This is a genomic window from Pantoea sp. BJ2 (assembly GCF_040255075.1).
GTDB lineage: Bacteria > Pseudomonadota > Gammaproteobacteria > Enterobacterales > Enterobacteriaceae > Pantoea > Pantoea leporis.
The window spans coordinates 3,782,037-3,798,417 of the sequence record NZ_CP158292.1 but is presented as its reverse complement, the minus strand read 5'-3'; the positions used below and the strand labels follow the sequence as shown (position 1 = coordinate 3,798,417).

Genomic DNA, 16,381 nt, shown 5'->3' with positions numbered 1-16,381 from the left:
ACACAGATTGTCTGATGAAATTAAAGAAGAGCGTAAAACGCCTGCAGGCTTGTAGCTCAGGTGGTTAGAGCGCACCCCTGATAAGGGTGAGGTCGGTGGTTCAAGTCCACTCAGGCCTACCAAATTCTTCCAGTTTTCGCGTTGTGCCGATAGCCCGCATACTTCAGTATGCTTCGCGTCGTCACGCCTTGTCTGTGAAAGAATTCTCCTGGTAAGCACGCGTTTTACAAAAACTCTATGGGGCTATAGCTCAGCTGGGAGAGCGCCTGCCTTGCACGCAGGAGGTCAGCGGTTCGATCCCGCTTAGCTCCACCATCAACGACCCCACGTTGATAACTAACTTCAGAATGTATCCTCGGGTACATTGCGAAGTTATTGCTCTTTAACAATCCGGAACAAGCTGAAAATTGAAACGACGCGTTGGTTCATTTCTCCGTAATAAGAAATGAATAACAGCGCGTTCGAGTCTCTCAAATGCTTGCAGTCTGCGCGCGTTGCAAAACGCCTGTGGGTTGTGAGGTTAAGCGACTAAGCGTACACGGTGGATGCCCTGGCAGTCAGAGGCGATGAAGGACGTGCTAATCTGCGTAAAGCGTCGGTAAGGTGATATGAACCGCTACAGCCGACGATGTCCGAATGGGGAAACCCGGTGCACCCAGTGCATCATCGCAACATGAATACATAGTGTTGCGAGGCGAACCCGGGGAACTGAAACATCTAAGTACCCGGAGGAAAAGAAATCAACCGAGATTCCCCCAGTAGCGGCGAGCGAACGGGGAACAGCCCAGAACCTGAATCAGTTTGTGCGTTAGTGGAAGCGTCTGGAAAGTCGCACGATACCGGGTGATAGTCCCGTACACGAAAGTGCACAGATTGTGAGTTCGAAGAGTAGGGCGGGACACGTGGTATCCTGTCTGAATATGGGGGGACCATCCTCCAAGGCTAAATACTCCTGACTGACCGATAGTGAACCAGTACCGTGAGGGAAAGGCGAAAAGAACCCCGGCGAGGGGAGTGAAACAGAACCTGAAACCGTGTACGTACAAGCAGTGGGAGCCTCTTTAATGGGGTGACTGCGTACCTTTTGTATAATGGGTCAGCGACTTATATTCTGTAGCAAGGTTAACCGTATAGGGGAGCCGCAGGGAAACCGAGTCTTAACTGGGCGTTAAGTTGCAGGGTATAGACCCGAAACCCGGTGATCTAGCCATGGGCAGGTTGAAGGTTGGGTAACACTAACTGGAGGACCGAACCGACTAATGTTGAAAAATTAGCGGATGACTTGTGGCTGGGGGTGAAAGGCCAATCAAACCGGGAGATAGCTGGTTCTCCCCGAAAGCTATTTAGGTAGCGCCTCGTGAACTCATCTCCGGGGGTAGAGCACTGTTTCGGCTAGGGGGCCATCCCGGCTTACCAACCCGATGCAAACTGCGAATACCGGAGAATGTTATCACGGGAGACACACGGCGGGTGCTAACGTCCGTCGTGAAGAGGGAAACAACCCAGACCGCCAGCTAAGGTCCCAAAGTCATGGTTAAGTGGGAAACGATGTGGGAAGGCACAGACAGCCAGGATGTTGGCTTAGAAGCAGCCATCATTTAAAGAAAGCGTAATAGCTCACTGGTCGAGTCGGCCTGCGCGGAAGATGTAACGGGGCTAAACCATGCACCGAAGCTGCGGCAGCGACACTATGTGTTGTTGGGTAGGGGAGCGTTCTGTAAGCCGTTGAAGGTGTGCTGTGAGGCATGCTGGAGGTATCAGAAGTGCGAATGCTGACATAAGTAACGATAAAGCGGGTGAAAAGCCCGCTCGCCGGAAGACCAAGGGTTCCTGTTCAACGTTAATCGGAGCAGGGTGAGTCGACCCCTAAGGCGAGGCTGAAAAGCGTAGTCGATGGGAAGCAGGTTAATATTCCTGCACTTGGTGTTACTGCGAAGGGGGGACGGAGAAGGCTAGGTTATCCGGGCGACGGTTGTCCCGGTTTAAGCGTGTAGGCTGATACCTTTGGTAAATCCGGGGTATCTTAAGGCTGAGGCGTGACGACGAGCCACCACGGTGGTGAAGTAACTGATGCCCTGCTTCCAGGAAAAGCCTCTAAGCTCCAGGTAACACGAAATCGTACCCCAAACCGACACAGGTGGTCAGGTAGAGAATACCAAGGCGCTTGAGAGAACTCGGGTGAAGGAACTAGGCAAAATGGTGCCGTAACTTCGGGAGAAGGCACGCTGTCGGTAGGTGAAGTCCCTCGCGGATGGAGCTGAAGGCAGTCGAAGATACCAGCTGGCTGCAACTGTTTATTAAAAACACAGCACTGTGCAAACACGAAAGTGGACGTATACGGTGTGACGCCTGCCCGGTGCCGGAAGGTTAATTGATGGGGTTATCCGCAAGGAGAAGCTCTTGATCGAAGCCCCGGTAAACGGCGGCCGTAACTATAACGGTCCTAAGGTAGCGAAATTCCTTGTCGGGTAAGTTCCGACCTGCACGAATGGCGTAATGATGGCCAGGCTGTCTCCACCCGAGACTCAGTGAAATTGAAATCGCTGTGAAGATGCAGTGTACCCGCGGCAAGACGGAAAGACCCCGTGAACCTTTACTATAGCTTGACACTGAACATTGAGCCTTGATGTGTAGGATAGGTGGGAGGCTTTGAAGCGTGGACGCCAGTCTGCGTGGAGCCAACCTTGAAATACCACCCTTTAATGTTTGATGTTCTAACGTAGGCCCGTAATCCGGGCTGCGGACAGTGTCTGGTGGGTAGTTTGACTGGGGCGGTCTCCTCCCAAAGAGTAACGGAGGAGCACGAAGGTTGGCTAATCCTGGTCGGACATCAGGAGGTTAGTGCAATGGCATAAGCCAGCTTGACTGCGAGAGTGACGGCTCGAGCAGGTGCGAAAGCAGGTCATAGTGATCCGGTGGTTCTGAATGGAAGGGCCATCGCTCAACGGATAAAAGGTACTCCGGGGATAACAGGCTGATACCGCCCAAGAGTTCATATCGACGGCGGTGTTTGGCACCTCGATGTCGGCTCATCACATCCTGGGGCTGAAGTAGGTCCCAAGGGTACGGCTGTTCGCCGTTTAAAGTGGTACGCGAGCTGGGTTTAGAACGTCGTGAGACAGTTCGGTCCCTATCTGCCGTGGGCGCTGGAGAATTGAGGGGGGTTGCTCCTAGTACGAGAGGACCGGAGTGAACGCACCACTGGTGTTCGGGTTGTCATGCCAATGGCACTGCCCGGTAGCTAAGTGCGGAAAAGATAAGTGCTGAAAGCATCTAAGCACGAAACTTGCCCCGAGATGAGTTCTCCCTGACCCCTTGAGGGTCCTGAAGGGACGTTGAAGACTACGACGTTGATAGGCCGGATGTGTAAGCGCAGCGATGCGTTGAGCTAACCGGTACTAATGACCCGTGAGGCTTAACCTTACAACGCCAGAGGCGTTTTGGTCTGAGAGACCGGATATTTTCAGCTTGTTTACGGACTGGTCTGCGGCGCCTGAGAGGGGCTGCGGACAAAACAGAATTTGCCTGGCGGCTTTAGCGCGGTGGTCCCACCTGACCCCATGCCGAACTCAGAAGTGAAACGCCGTAGCGCCGATGGTAGTGTGGGGCCTCCCCATGCGAGAGTAGGGAACTGCCAGGCATCAAATTAAAGTGTGCTGATATGGCTCAGTTGGTAGAGCGCACCCTTGGTAAGGGTGAGGTCCCCAGTTCGACTCTGGGTATCAGCACCAGTTTTAAAGCGTGAGTTCGGTAAATTACAGAATTTGCCTGGCGGCTTTAGCGCGGTGGTCCCACCTGACCCCATGCCGAACTCAGAAGTGAAACGCCGTAGCGCCGATGGTAGTGTGGGGTCTCCCCATGCGAGAGTAGGGAACTGCCAGGCATCAAACACAGAAGCCCTGAACGAAAGTTCAGGGCTTTTTTGTATGCATCAGAAACCTTCAGCTGTCACTCACAAACCTAACCCAATTCAAATTGCAGTTATAAAAAAAGCCCCTGCTTTTCAGCAGAGGCGTTTCTAAATCTTACTCACTGGATATCAATGAATAACCTGTGACAGAAACGCACGTGTACGTTCTGATTTCGGATTGGCAAAGAACTCCTGAGGCGGGGCTTCTTCGACAATTTCACCCCGATCCATGAAGATCACACGATCCGCCACCGTACGCGCAAATCCCATCTCATGGGTAACGCACAACATGGTCATGCCATCTTCTGCCAGGCCAATCATCGTATCGAGTACTTCTTTAACCATCTCGGGATCGAGCGCGGAGGTTGGCTCATCAAACAGCATAATTTTCGGCTTCATACAGAGTGAACGGGCGATCGCCACACGCTGTTGCTGACCACCTGAAAGCTGGCCAGGAAATTTATGCGCATGCTCAGCAATGCGTACACGCTGAAGGTAATGCATGGCCAGCTCTTCTGCTTCTTTCTTCGGCATTTTGCGTACCCAAATCGGTGCCAGCGTACAGTTTTGCAAAACGGTAAGATGCGGGAAAAGATTAAAGTGCTGGAAAACCATGCCGACTTCGGTTCGAACTCGTTCAATATTACGCACATCGTGATTGAGATGGATGCCATCCACCACGATGCGTCCTTGCTGATGTTCTTCGAGGTGATTGATACAACGAATAGTGGTCGATTTACCCGAACCGGACGGTCCGCACAGTACGATACGTTCGCGTGGTTTTACTTTTAAATTGATGTCTTTCAATACATGGAACTGACCGTACCATTTGTTAACGTTTTCGAGTGTAATCATCATGGCATCAGCCGCATTAGTCATAGTTTGTGTCATGTTAAGCCTCAGTGCGATGCACGCCCGGTGTGAAAACGCTTCTCCAGATACTGGCTATAGCGCGACATGCTAAAACAGAAAATCCAGTAAACCATGGCAGCAAATACATAGCCTTCCGTCGACATACCTAACCAGGTTGGATCAACGGTGGCTTGCTGCACGCTACTGAAGAGATCGAATAAGCCGATGATGATCACCAGGCTGGTATCTTTAAACAGCGCAATGATGGTATTCACCAGGCCGGGAATGGTCATCTTGAGCGCCTGCGGTAAAATCACCAGCATCTGGGTTTTCCAGTAGCCCAGCGACAGAGATTCAGCGGCTTCATATTGGCCTTTTGGTAGCGCCTGCAAACCGCCGCGCACCACTTCCGCGACATACGCAGACTGGAACAAAATCACGCCAACCAACGCACGCACCAGTTTGTCGATGGTGGTACCTTCCGCCATAAACAGCGGCAGCATCACCGACGACATAAACAGCACGGTGATCAGCGGTACACCACGCCAGAACTCAATGAAGATGATCGAAAGTGTACGCACCACCGGCATTTCAGAGCGGCGTCCCAGCGCCAGTAAAATCCCCAACGGCAGCGCGCCGGCAATCCCCACTGAAGCGATAATCAGCGTTAATGTCAGGCCGCCCCACTGGCGAGTCTCTACGCGCTCTAAACCGAAATAACCACCGTACATCAGGAACCAAACCACAATCGGATAGACCACCGCCCAGCAGGCGATATAGCGACCACGACGCGGCATCGATTTGATGAACATCGGAATGATCGAGAGCAAGCCGATGACCAGCGACAGGTTGATGCGCCAGCGCAGTTCATGCGGATAGAGCCCATACATAAACTGGCCAAAGCGTGCATGAATAAATACCCAACATGCGCCTTCTTTAGTGCAATCTGCGCGCGTCTCACCAATCCAGTTAGCCTGAAATACCAGCCAGTTGAGTGCCGGAGGAATCACGTTCCAGATAAGCCAGATGCTGAACAACGTCAGCAGCGTATTCAGCCAGCTGGAGAACAGATTTTTGCGTGCCCAGAGCCAAGCCTTGCTAAGTGGATTGGTCGGAATCGGCGGTGTTTCATGTGTAGTAACAGACATAATGATCCCGTTCTCTTAACGCTCAACCAGCGCAATTTTGCGATTGTAGAGGTTCATCAGCAGTGAAATGATCAGGCTGATAATCAGGTAAACCGCCATGGTAATCGCGATAGTTTCAATCGCCTGACCGGTTTGGTTCAGCACGGTACCGGCAAACAGCGAAACCATGTCTGGATAGCCGATAGCGGCCGCCAGCGATGAGTTTTTCACAATATTGAGGTACTGGCTGGTGAGTGGCGGGATAATCACACGCATTGCCTGCGGGATGATCACCTGACGCATGGTCACTGGATTAGGTAAACCGAGCGAACGTGCAGCTTCGCTTTGACCATGTGGCACTGACTGAATACCGGAGCGAATCACTTCGGCGATGAACGACGAGGTATAAACCGACAGCGCGAGAGTCAACGCGGCGAGCTCAGGGATCATCACGAAACCGCCGCGGAAGTTAAATCCACGCAGTTCCGGCACATCCCAATGCATGGCAACGCCAAACAAGGTATGAGCAATCAGCGGCAGCAAAACCAGCAGCCCAACCGCAGCCGGCCAGGTGCGACGCAGTTGGCCGGTTTTTAACTGATGCTTGCGGTTGTAACGGAACAGCGCCACGCAACCGAGCACCGCTAACGCCAGAGCGATCAGGAATGGCCAGGTGCCAGGCGCGTACTCGGGCCACGGGATATACAAACCGCGATTGCTGACGAATGCCAAATCAAAAGCGTTGAGTGCCTGACGCGGGCCGGGCAGGTTACGCAGTACCGCGAAGTACCAGAAAAAGATCTGCAGCAGCGGCGGGATATTACGGAAGGTCTCGATATAAATGGTTGAAAGCTTGCGCAGCAGCCAGTTCTCAGACAAGCGAGCCAGGCCCACGGCAAAGCCAAGGATCGAAGCGAAAACAATACAGAGCGCGGAAACCAGCAGGGTGTTGGTCAACCCCACCATAAACACGCGCGCGTAAGTGTCGCCTTCGGTGTAATCGATCAGGTGCTGGACAATGCCGAAGCCGGCACTGCGATCCAGAAACCCGAATCCGGAAGTGATGCCACGATTGGCCAGGTTGATTACGGTGTTGTGGATTAAATATCCCACCACAGCAAGCACGGCAACAATCGCGACGATCTGGTAAAGCCAGGCGCGAACCGTAGGATTACCGAACGAAAAATCCCTTTTTACGGTTGGGCGTTGCGACATGTTAAAACCTCAGTGAAGATTACGCGTGGGCACCGCAGGATGCGGTGCCCGACTGGCAGGACGGAATTAACGAACTGGCGGAGCGTACTGGATGCCGCCCGCATTCCACAGCGCATTCTGGCCGCGCTTAATTTTCAGTGCGCTGTCTTTACCGACGTTACGGTCGAACACTTCCTGATAGTTACCCACTTGTTTGATGATGTTGTAAGCCCACTTGTTATCGAGCTTCAGGTCTTTACCGAAGTCACCTTCCGCGCCCAGCAGATGTGCCATATCCGGCGTAGTCGGTTTCGCTACCATGTCATCGACATTTTTAGAGCTGATACCCATCTCTTCCGCGTTCAGCATGGCATACAGCGACCATTTGACGATGGTGAACCAATCGTCATCACCGCGACGTACCACGGGCCCCAGCGGCTCTTTCGAGATCACTTCTGGCAGTACAATGAACTCGTCTGGCTTGCCAAGTTTGATACGCAGCGCATACAGCTGAGATTGGTCAGACGCGAGGGTGTCGCAACGGCCGCTGTCGAGCGCTTTAGCGGATTCGTCAGAGCGGTCGAAGGTCACGGGGGTGTACTGCATTTTATGGGTTTTGAAGTAATCAGCCACGTTCAGCTCGGTATCAGTACCGGCCTGAATACACACGGTGGCGCCATCCAACTCTTTAGCACTTTTCAGACCGGCTTTCTGGTGCGTCAGGAAGCCGATACCGTCGTAATAGTTCACGCCTGCAAACAGGAAGCCCATGCCGCCATCGCGTGATGAGGTCCATGTGGTGTTACGAGATAAGATGTCTACTTCGCCAGACTGCAGCGCGGTGAAGCGTTCTTTCGCGGTCAGCGGGGTGTATTTCACTTTAGTTGCGTCGCCAAATACTGCGGCAGCGGCTGCACGGCATACATCCACGTCAATACCGGTGAATTTGCCGTTAGAGTCAGCATAAGAGAAGCCTGGCAGGCCGTCACTGATGCCGCACTGTACAAAACCTTTCTTCTTAATGGCATCCAGCGTGGTGCCAGCGTGCGCTTGTTGAGCAACAGCTAACAGCGAGGCTGCAGCGACCAGAGTGGAAAGCATCATCTTTTTCATAAAGCATCCTGTGTGGCGATATCGTGTGTTGTTATGTTTGCGCGCACTTTAATGTGCGCTGTTTTCTGTCTGTGGTGGTTAGCCATCCACAACTCTGCAAACCTGATGCCAGGTTTGCAGAATCCTGAATTCTCTGGAAAGATCTTTTAATAAACTGAAGCACTCAGAAGATTCTGGCTAATATGGCGCACCAAAAGGCAGCATGACGAGACGACACGATCACAAATAGTGCAAAAAGTTTCACTATATGGAAGCAGTGTGAGCTAACGCTCAGGAGTGGATGTATGAGTCTGCACGCTTACGGCCGAAGCGGTTGAGGATCACAGAGAAAGCGGGCTGAAGGGTGATGAAAGGATAAGTGAGCGCGTAATAAAGTGAGGGGAAATGCGTTGCTAAGAAGGATGGGATATCACTGCTGCAATTGCAACTATCGTTACCATTATCGCGCCAATTGTTTCATGCGTTTTTAACCTCAGGAAATTACCGGCAGCAGAAACAACAACGCCAGCCGCAAGGCTGGCGTTATCGCAGCAACGAACAGATTAGTTCATGCCGTATTTTTTCAGCTTCTTACGCAGGGTACCGCGGTTGATACCCATCATCAGAGCTGCACGGGTCTGGTTGCCACGGGTGTACTGCATCACCATGTCCAACAGAGGCTGCTCGACTTCTGCCAATACCAGCTCATACAGATCACTCACATCCTGACCGTTCAGTTGAGCAAAATAGTTCTTCAGTGACTGTTTAACCGAATCACGCAGTGGCTTTTGGGTCACCTGATCCTGAGAGTTAACGGTAGAAACGGTGAGTACGTCAGAATTTACGCGTTGTTCGAACATAGTTCTTTCAGCTCTTTATTTCGTTTACGCAAGATTTTCGAAGTATGCCTCCAACGCCTCCAGCTGTTCGCTGGCATCCTCTATGGCGTTGAATGTGCGCCGAAACTGGTCATCAGGAGCACTTTCCTGCAAATACCAGGAAACGTGTTTTCGGGCAATACGGTATCCTTTGCGCTGACCGTAAAAGTCGTGCAGCTCCCGTATATGTCCAATCAGCATTTGCTTCACTTCAGCCAGCGGCTTCGGTGCCAGCAGCTCCCCTGTGTCCAGATAATGCTGGATTTCCCGGAAGATCCACGGTCTTCCCTGAGCGGCACGGCCAACCATAAGAGCATCGGCTCCGGTATAGTCGAGCACCGCTCTGGCTTTATGCGGGTCAGTAATGTCGCCATTCGCAATAATCGGAATGGAAACGTTCTGCTTAACTGTCCGAATGCTGTCGTATTCAGCAAATCCCTCAAACAAACAGGCGCGCGTGCGGCCATGAATGGTGAGAGCCTGAATGCCACAGCGTTCAGCCAATTGGGCAATCTCTACACAATTACGATTTTCTTTGTCCCAGCCAGTACGAATTTTCAGCGTAACCGGTACATCTACTGCATTAACCACCGCGGTGAGAATCGACTCCACCAGTTGCGGATGTTGCAGCAGCGCTGAACCTGCCATCTTACGATTCACTTTTTTGGCCGGGCAGCCCATGTTGATATCGATAATCTGCGCGCCAGACGCCACATTAATGCGCGCGGCAGCAGCCATCTCATCAGGATCGCAACCGGCAATTTGCACGGCGCGGATACCAGGCTCGTCACTATGCACCATACGCAAACGGGATTTGTCACTGGCCCAAACTTCCGGGTTCGACGACAGCATCTCGGAGACAGTCATACCGGCGCCGTTCTCGTAACACAGGGTGCGAAATGGCTTATCGGATACTCCGGCCATAGGCGCAGCAATGAGTCGATTACGTAGCTGATGTTGTCCAATGCGCATGAAAAAAGAAGTGACCCTAACTGTTCGCAAGGCGGCGTATATTACGCATTTTTTAAAGAAGATGAAAGGCCAAACTTTGAACAATTCGCTCTCACAGAGCACGGAAATAGCGTTATCCAGTAAGGGATGAGTTATTAATCTTTATAATTCATGAGATTAAAAAAATATGCTGAAATTGTGTACAAAAATTTTTCTCAAAACATGACCGAAATCACAACATAAAAACCGCTTCTTCCGGTAATTAGCGAAAGAAATGACGCCATTATGATTATTAATTGAACTACTTAGTCACGTAGGGTTAGCGTCACTCCCCAAAAACCTACGTCGTGGAGGAGTGACAGATATAACCTCAGACATCAGGCAACTATTCAATAACCACGCGACCATTCAGCGGCTGAACTGGGCGACTGTTGCCGTGCTCACCTAACAGTTTGGCGAACGTTTTAAGCTGTTCAGTTGATGCCGAAACAGTTTGCTTCATCACTAACCAGCGCACACCTTCGGTACAAGGTGGCGTCGTCAACGAACCGCTAAAGCGATAGTAGTTCTTTTGACCCGGAATCAAAGCGCTGAGATTAAGTGGCTGTTGCAGCGCCGCCTCTTTGTTAACTTCAGGTGGCAGTTCACGCAGGATCTCCGCCAGCGCAGGGTTTTCCGCCCCGGCTTCAAACATCACGCCAACCACCGCCAGATGTCCCTCTTCGCTGGCATGGACGAAATGCGCGGCCAGCGGAAAGCGTTTGCCATCAATCAGATTTTCGCTCGGCGTATGGAAGTGGAACTGACGCAGCGTATAAGCTTCGCCATCCAGCGCGAGCGCATCGCCATCTTTGACGTTGGTCTGGATGGTGTGACCGTTATTGATGATGGATTTTTGTTTGGCTTGATAGCTCAACGTTAGCGGCGGCAATTGTCCATTCACCACCTTGCGGATATCGACAGGCGACTGGTTCACACCGCTTTTACAGGTGTGATAATCGGCGTGCAGATTGCCCCATTCATCTGGCGCTTCATAAGACCAGTTTGAGCTGTGTGCGTGCGCATACGATGCCATGCTTGTCAGCAGAGCGAATAAACAAAGTTTCTTTTTCATCATCCATTACTTTCAGCGATTTATCGAAGTGAAATGCCATCAAAGGCATTGCCAGCAGGGATAGCGCTATCGCCTGGAGCAGGATTGTAATGACTGAAATGTAAAGAAACGGCAAGGGATGAGAAGGTCTGGCGCTTTGAGACGGGTCTCAGAAAAATAGTACGGCTTGCCAGTCAGTTAGCCCGACTGGCAAGCGGGCAGGTTAGCGGCGTACGCCGGTGATGCGGCACCACTCTTCTTTCTCTGCAACCGCGTCGAGCTCAAAACGCTCAGCGTAGGCTTCACACACGCTTTCAGCCTGGCTCGCTAACACGCCGGACAATCCAAGATGACCGCTGGCTTTCGGCAGCACGCTAATCAGCGGTGCCAGCTCACGCAGCGGACCCGCGAGGATGTTGGCGACCACCACGTCAGCCTGCAAGTTTTCCGGCTGCTGGTGGGGCAGATAGAGCGCCAGACGCTCAGAGACGCCATTACGCTCGGCGTTATCACGGCTGGCCTGAATCGCCTGCGGATCGATATCAATGCCGATCGCCTGCGCCGCGCCCAATTTCAGTGCAGCGATAGCGAGAATGCCGGAGCCACAGCCAAAGTCGATCACCGTTTTGCCCTGCAGATCCAGGCCATCAAGCCAGGTCAAACACATCGATGTGGTAGGATGCGTGCCGGTACCAAAGGCGAGGCCCGGATCCAGCATCACATTGACGGCATTTGGATCCGGCACATCGCGCCAGCTTGGGCAGATCCACAGACGCTCACCGAAACGCATCGGGTGGAAGTTATCCATCCATTCGCGCTCCCAGTCTTTATCTTCGATCTGCTCGATCTTATGGCGAAACGCGGATCCCAGCAGCGGATGCTGGCTTAACTCGGCCACCACATCGCTCATCTCGGTTTCAGCGTCGAACAGGCCGATGACATCGGTATCGCCCCACAGCAGCGTTTCGCCCGGCAGCGGCTCGTACACTGGATTGTCGTGCGTGTCCTGGAAAGTGACCGACACCGCGCCAACCTCCATCAGCGCATCGCTCAGGGTTTCGGCGTTTTCGCCGGTGCTGTTAATTTTGATTTGAATCCAAGGCATAGCGTTTCTCTTTATTCCAGTGCCGCGGCATGCGTTGCAGGCGTGCGGCCAAACAGATTGCCCACCAGGAAGGCCAGCAGGCTTAAGGTCAATGACGGAACGATGGGGTGGAAGCCCCACCACTCAATATTCAGGCTGGCAAGCAGCGTATAGCATCCCGCGCCGACCAGCATGCCGCTGATCGCACCGGTGGAGTTGGCGCGCTCCCAGTACAAACCCAGCACCAGCGGCCACAGAAATACCGCTTCAAGGCCACCAAATGCCAGCAGATTCAGCCAGATAATCATATCGGGCGGATTCCACGCTGCCAGCAATAGCAGCACACCGAGCACAAAAGTGATGGTGCCTGACAGCATGCGCAGGCGCGCTTCATTTTCACTGTGCTGCGGGGCAATGCGCAAATAGAGATCTTTGATCAGCGTAGCGGAGGATTGCAGCAGCTGCGCGTTGATGGTCGACATAATGGCCGCCATCGGCGCCGCAAGAAATACGCCCGCCGCCATGGGCGGTAATACGGTAATCATCAGCGTGGGAATCACGCGATCGGGGATGGTGAGATCGGGCAAAATCACGCGTCCCAGCGCACCGGCCAGATGCATACCAAGCATCAGGATCACCACTACAATGGTGCCGAGCACAATACCACGATGCATGGCTTTGCTGTCTTTATAGGAAATACAGCGCACCGCGGTGTGGGGCAGGCCAATCACCCCGAAACACACCAGCACGGCAAACGAGCTGAGGAAGGTTGGGTTGATGACGTTGCCCACGCCTTCCGGTGAGGTCAGCTGCGGATCGATATCATGCAGTTTGGTCACTGCGGAGGCTAATCCGCCAGCGTGGTGAATCACTGCAAAAAGCAGCAGGAAGGTGCCGATCAGCATTACCAAACCTTGCATCGCATCGTTCAGCACGCTGGCGCGGAAGCCACCGAAAGCGGTGTAGAGCGCGATGGTGCCGCCGAAGATCAGCAGGCCGGTGTCATAAGGAATGCCGGCCGCTGTTTCCAGCAGGCGCGCACCGCCGATGAACTGCACGGTCATTGCGCCGATAAAGGCCACCAACAAACTGATGCTGGAGAGCCAAATCAGCAGCGTGCTGCCGTAGCGGCCATACAACATGTCGTTGAGCGTCACGGCGTTGTAGCGACGCGCCAGAATGGCGAATTTCTTGCCTAACACGCCAAGCGAAAGCCAGACGGCAGGCACCTGAATCATCGCCAGCAGCACCCAGCCAAGGCCATATTTATAGGCTGCGCCGGGGCCGCCAATGAACGAGCTGGCGCTGATATATGTGGTGGTGATGGTCATGGCCAGCACAAAACCGCCCATCGAACGGCTGCCGAGGAAGTATTCGCTCAGGAAGTTGCCCTGACGCTGCTTGCGCATGGCAAACACCGACAGCGCGGCGATCAGCACCAGATAGGCCAGCAGCGGAAGAATGATTTCAGAGTCCATCGTTATCCTCCAGCGACATGTCGCGGAACAGCACGCGCACCATCAGCCAGCACAACACAATAAACAGCAGCGGAGCGAACAGACACGAAAGCTCGAACCACCTTGGTAAGCCAAACAAGCCGATCTCATTGCCGCCCAGCCAGGCAGAAAGTCCCCAAACGGCAAGGTAGGCCAGCGTCAGATAAAGTGACCAGCGCGCCTCTTTGTTTGCTTGTAAAAAACGCCAATCCATTATGTAACCTCAAAGGCGACAAAAATGAAAAAGGCCGGAGTTAACCGGCCTCTGCTTTGCTCTGCGCTGCAATTACTTCTCTTGCAGGCCGAGTTTTTTCTCCAGATAGTGGATGTTGGTGCCACCCTGCTGGAAGTTTTCGTCGGACATGATTTTCATCTGCAGCTCAATGTTGGTCTTGATGCCGTCGATGATTAGTTCCGCCAGCGCATTCTTCATGCGCGAGATTGCCACGTCACGGTTTTCACCGTAGGTAATCAGCTTACCAATCATGGAATCGTAGTACGGTGGCACGCTGTAACCGGCATAGATATGCGATTCCCAACGTACACCAAAGCCGCCCGGCGCGTGGAAACGGGTGATCTTGCCTGGGCTTGGCAGGAAGGTGTTGGGATCTTCGGCGTTGATACGGCATTCAACCGCATGACCGCGAATCACCACGTCTTCCTGTTTGATCGATAGCGGCTGACCAGCAGCAATACGCAGCTGCTCTTTGATCAGATCGACGCCGGTGATCATCTCAGTCACCGGATGCTCCACCTGAATACGGGTGTTCATCTCGATGAAGTAGAACTCACCGTTTTCGTACAGGAACTCGAAGGTACCTGCACCGCGATAGCCGATATCGATACAGGCTTTAGAGCAGCGCTCACCGATGTAGCGACGCAGTTCCGGCGTGATGCCTGGAGCTGGCGCTTCTTCGACGACTTTCTGGTGACGACGCTGCATTGAGCAGTCACGTTCCGCCAGATAGATCGCGTTACCCTGGCCGTCAGCCAGTACCTGAATCTCAATGTGGCGTGGATTCTCGAGGTACTTCTCCATGTACACCATGTCGTTGTTGAAAGCCGCTTTGGCTTCCGCTTTCGTCATGTTGATGGATTGCTCAAGATCCTTGTCGCTGCGCACGACGCGCATACCGCGACCGCCGCCGCCGCCGGAGGCTTTGATGATCACCGGATAACCGATGCGCTTAGCGAAGGCACGGTTTTTTTCCATGTCGTCGGTCAGCGAGCCATCAGAACCTGGCACGGTGGGTACGCCCGCTTTCTTCATGGCGGTAATGGCAGACACTTTGTCGCCCATCAGGCGAATGGTGTCGGCTTTCGGGCCAATAAAGATAAAGCCTGAACGCTCAACCTGCTCGGCGAAATCGGCGTTCTCAGAGAGGAAGCCGTAACCCGGGTGGATCGCGACCGCGCCGGTAATTTCAGCGGCGGAGATCAGTGCCGGGATGTTCAGGTAGCTTTTGACTGAAGGTGGCGGGCCGATGCAGACGGTTTCGTCTGCCAGCAGCACGTGCTTCAGGTCACGATCCGCGGTGGAGTGCACGGCAACAGTCTTAATGCCCAGCTCTTTGCAGGCACGCAGAATGCGCAGCGCGATCTCACCACGGTTAGCAATGACAATTTTATCCAGCATGCTTCGCCTCGTTATTCGATGATGACCAGCGGCTCGTCAAATTCAACCGGTTGGCCGCTTTCGACCAGAATCGCCTTCACAACGCCGGATTTGTCGGCTTCGATCTGGTTCATCATTTTCATCGCTTCAACGATGCACAGGGTGTCGCCGGCATTCACTTTCTGGCCAACTTCAACGAAAGCTTTCGCGTCTGGGCTTGGCGTGCGATAGAAAGTGCCGACCATTGGTGAACGCACGATGTGGCCACTGATTTCTGGTTTAGCGGCTTCTGCTGCAACCGGTGCGGCAGGCGCCACCGCGGTGGACAGCGCAGGCTGCTGCTGCATCATTGGCGCAGCATAAGCCTGCTGCATCATTGGGTAGCCGGCATTTGCAGGTGAACGGCTGATACGAACGGACTCTTCGCCCTCGGAGATTTCCAGCTCGGAGATGCCAGACTCTTCAACCAGTTCGATCAGTTTCTTAATTTTACGAATATCCATGAGTGTGGTTCCGTACTCTGTTTAATTGGAATGTGACAGGCGTTTTACTGCCGTTTGTAAAGCCCACGCGTATCCATCAGCGCCAAGTCCACAGATGACGCCGGCAGATACATCGGAAAGATAGGAGTGATGTCGGAACGGTTCGCGTGCATGCACGTTCGAGAGATGCACCTCAATAAAAGGAATGCTAACCGCCAACAGGGCATCACGCAGTGCAACGCTGGTATGCGTGAACGCAGCAGGATTGATGATGATGTAGTCCACGTTGCCGCGGGCTTCGTGAATACGGTCAATCAACTTAAACTCTGCGTTCGATTGCAAATGACTCAATTTCACATGGTGCTGATCGGCCTGTTGCGTCAGATCGCCGACGATTTGCGCCAGCGTGGTGTGACCATACTTATCAGGCTCGCGCGTTCCCAGTAGATTCAGGTTGGGACCGTTCAAAAGCAGTATGTGAAATTTGTGCGCCATCTTGCTGCTATCTCCTGCAATCAGTAAGGCATCGCGTAAAATACCGCGACATCTCGCGTTTGTCACCCTTGCGGATGAAAAACCAGACTTCGCTTGCAATAAAGCCGGGCAT

General features: G+C 53.1%; 13 protein-coding genes, 3 tRNA genes and 3 rRNA genes. 6 read left to right on the top strand and 13 right to left on the bottom strand.

Annotation, left to right across the window (positions count from 1 at the left end; all coding sequences use genetic code 11):
- The first annotated feature begins 45 nt into the window (after positions 1-45).
- From AAF463_RS17525 to rrf (AAF463_RS17500), 6 genes are all read left to right on the top strand, one after another.
- A tRNA-Ile gene (locus AAF463_RS17525) sits at positions 46-122 on the top strand.
- Positions 123-239: 117 nt separating this feature from the next.
- Positions 240-315 (top strand) — tRNA-Ala (locus AAF463_RS17520).
- 203 nt (positions 316-518) lie between these two features.
- Positions 519-3,423 (top strand): 23S ribosomal RNA (locus AAF463_RS17515).
- Positions 3,424-3,524: 101 nt separating this feature from the next.
- Positions 3,525-3,640 (top strand): 5S ribosomal RNA (rrf, locus tag AAF463_RS17510).
- A gap of 15 nt (positions 3,641-3,655) precedes the next feature.
- A tRNA-Thr gene (locus AAF463_RS17505) sits at positions 3,656-3,731 on the top strand.
- Between the two features lie 36 nt (positions 3,732-3,767).
- Positions 3,768-3,883, top strand: a 5S ribosomal RNA gene (rrf, locus tag AAF463_RS17500).
- A 156-nt stretch (positions 3,884-4,039) separates the two neighbouring features.
- On the opposite strand, the gene AAF463_RS17495 is transcribed toward rrf (AAF463_RS17500), so the two are convergent.
- The 13 genes from AAF463_RS17495 to aroQ form a co-directional block, all read right to left on the bottom strand.
- Positions 4,040-4,801 (bottom strand): amino acid ABC transporter ATP-binding protein, encoded by a 762-nt coding sequence (locus AAF463_RS17495; protein WP_061720213.1) that lies wholly within the window; start codon positions 4,799-4,801, stop codon positions 4,040-4,042.
- Between the two features lie 8 nt (positions 4,802-4,809).
- Positions 4,810-5,910, bottom strand: coding sequence for an amino acid ABC transporter permease (locus AAF463_RS17490; RefSeq protein WP_061720212.1), 1,101 nt, complete (start codon positions 5,908-5,910; stop codon positions 4,810-4,812).
- A 15-nt stretch (positions 5,911-5,925) separates the two neighbouring features.
- The gene (locus AAF463_RS17485; RefSeq protein WP_176970594.1) at positions 5,926-7,104 is read right to left on the bottom strand and encodes an amino acid ABC transporter permease; all 1,179 of its coding nucleotides are present in this window, start codon (positions 7,102-7,104) and stop codon (positions 5,926-5,928) included.
- Between the two features lie 66 nt (positions 7,105-7,170).
- Positions 7,171-8,196, bottom strand: coding sequence for an amino acid ABC transporter substrate-binding protein (locus AAF463_RS17480; RefSeq protein WP_008105971.1), 1,026 nt, complete (start codon positions 8,194-8,196; stop codon positions 7,171-7,173).
- A gap of 542 nt (positions 8,197-8,738) precedes the next feature.
- A complete protein-coding gene (gene fis, locus AAF463_RS17475) occupies positions 8,739-9,035 on the bottom strand; it encodes a DNA-binding transcriptional regulator Fis (protein ID WP_007891954.1) in 297 nt (98 codons plus the stop codon).
- A 24-nt stretch (positions 9,036-9,059) separates the two neighbouring features.
- Positions 9,060-10,025, bottom strand: a complete 966-nt coding sequence (gene dusB / locus AAF463_RS17470) for a tRNA dihydrouridine synthase DusB (protein ID WP_350262012.1) — start codon at positions 10,023-10,025, stop codon at positions 9,060-9,062.
- A gap of 364 nt (positions 10,026-10,389) precedes the next feature.
- A complete protein-coding gene (locus AAF463_RS17465; RefSeq protein WP_350261204.1) occupies positions 10,390-11,079 on the bottom strand; it encodes a carbonic anhydrase family protein in 690 nt (229 codons plus the stop codon).
- 241 nt (positions 11,080-11,320) lie between these two features.
- Positions 11,321-12,202, bottom strand: coding sequence for a 50S ribosomal protein L11 methyltransferase (prmA, locus tag AAF463_RS17460; RefSeq protein WP_309832935.1), 882 nt, complete (start codon positions 12,200-12,202; stop codon positions 11,321-11,323).
- A gap of 11 nt (positions 12,203-12,213) precedes the next feature.
- Positions 12,214-13,659: a sodium/pantothenate symporter gene (gene panF, locus AAF463_RS17455; protein WP_101762832.1), complete on the bottom strand. Its 1,446-nt coding sequence runs from the start codon at positions 13,657-13,659 to the stop codon at positions 12,214-12,216.
- Complete coding sequence (locus tag AAF463_RS17450) at positions 13,649-13,891, bottom strand: YhdT family protein (protein WP_101762833.1); 243 nt, start codon at positions 13,889-13,891, stop codon at positions 13,649-13,651. Before AAF463_RS17450 ends, panF begins: the two co-directional genes overlap by 11 nt.
- Positions 13,892-13,963: 72 nt before the next feature.
- Positions 13,964-15,313 (bottom strand): acetyl-CoA carboxylase biotin carboxylase subunit, encoded by a 1,350-nt coding sequence (gene accC / locus AAF463_RS17445; protein ID WP_008101999.1) that lies wholly within the window; start codon positions 15,311-15,313, stop codon positions 13,964-13,966.
- Positions 15,314-15,324: 11 nt separating this feature from the next.
- Positions 15,325-15,795, bottom strand: coding sequence for an acetyl-CoA carboxylase biotin carboxyl carrier protein (gene accB / locus AAF463_RS17440; protein ID WP_101762834.1), 471 nt, complete (start codon positions 15,793-15,795; stop codon positions 15,325-15,327).
- Between the two features lie 21 nt (positions 15,796-15,816).
- On the bottom strand, positions 15,817-16,269 hold the full coding sequence (aroQ, locus tag AAF463_RS17435) for a type II 3-dehydroquinate dehydratase (RefSeq protein ID WP_350261203.1): 453 nt from the start codon (positions 16,267-16,269) through the stop codon (positions 15,817-15,819).
- Positions 16,270-16,381: the final 112 nt, after the last annotated feature.

Coding starts and splice junctions, on each gene's coding strand:
- AAF463_RS17495 (WP_061720213.1), bottom strand. CDS start 4,801: ATGACACAAACTATGACTAATGCGGCTGATGCCATGATGATTACACTC.
- AAF463_RS17490 (WP_061720212.1), bottom strand. CDS start 5,910: ATGTCTGTTACTACACATGAAACACCGCCGATTCCGACCAATCCACTT.
- AAF463_RS17485 (WP_176970594.1), bottom strand. CDS start 7,104: ATGTCGCAACGCCCAACCGTAAAAAGGGATTTTTCGTTCGGTAATCCT.
- AAF463_RS17480 (WP_008105971.1), bottom strand. CDS start 8,196: ATGAAAAAGATGATGCTTTCCACTCTGGTCGCTGCAGCCTCGCTGTTA.
- fis (WP_007891954.1), bottom strand. CDS start 9,035: ATGTTCGAACAACGCGTAAATTCTGACGTACTCACCGTTTCTACCGTT.
- dusB (WP_350262012.1), bottom strand. CDS start 10,025: ATGCGCATTGGACAACATCAGCTACGTAATCGACTCATTGCTGCGCCT.
- AAF463_RS17465 (WP_350261204.1), bottom strand. CDS start 11,079: ATGGCATCGTATGCGCACGCACACAGCTCAAACTGGTCTTATGAAGCG.
- prmA (WP_309832935.1), bottom strand. CDS start 12,202: ATGCCTTGGATTCAAATCAAAATTAACAGCACCGGCGAAAACGCCGAA.
- panF (WP_101762832.1), bottom strand. CDS start 13,659: ATGGACTCTGAAATCATTCTTCCGCTGCTGGCCTATCTGGTGCTGATC.
- AAF463_RS17450 (WP_101762833.1), bottom strand. CDS start 13,891: ATGGATTGGCGTTTTTTACAAGCAAACAAAGAGGCGCGCTGGTCACTT.
- accC (WP_008101999.1), bottom strand. CDS start 15,313: ATGCTGGATAAAATTGTCATTGCTAACCGTGGTGAGATCGCGCTGCGC.
- accB (WP_101762834.1), bottom strand. CDS start 15,795: ATGGATATTCGTAAAATTAAGAAACTGATCGAACTGGTTGAAGAGTCT.
- aroQ (WP_350261203.1), bottom strand. CDS start 16,269: ATGGCGCACAAATTTCACATACTGCTTTTGAACGGTCCCAACCTGAAT.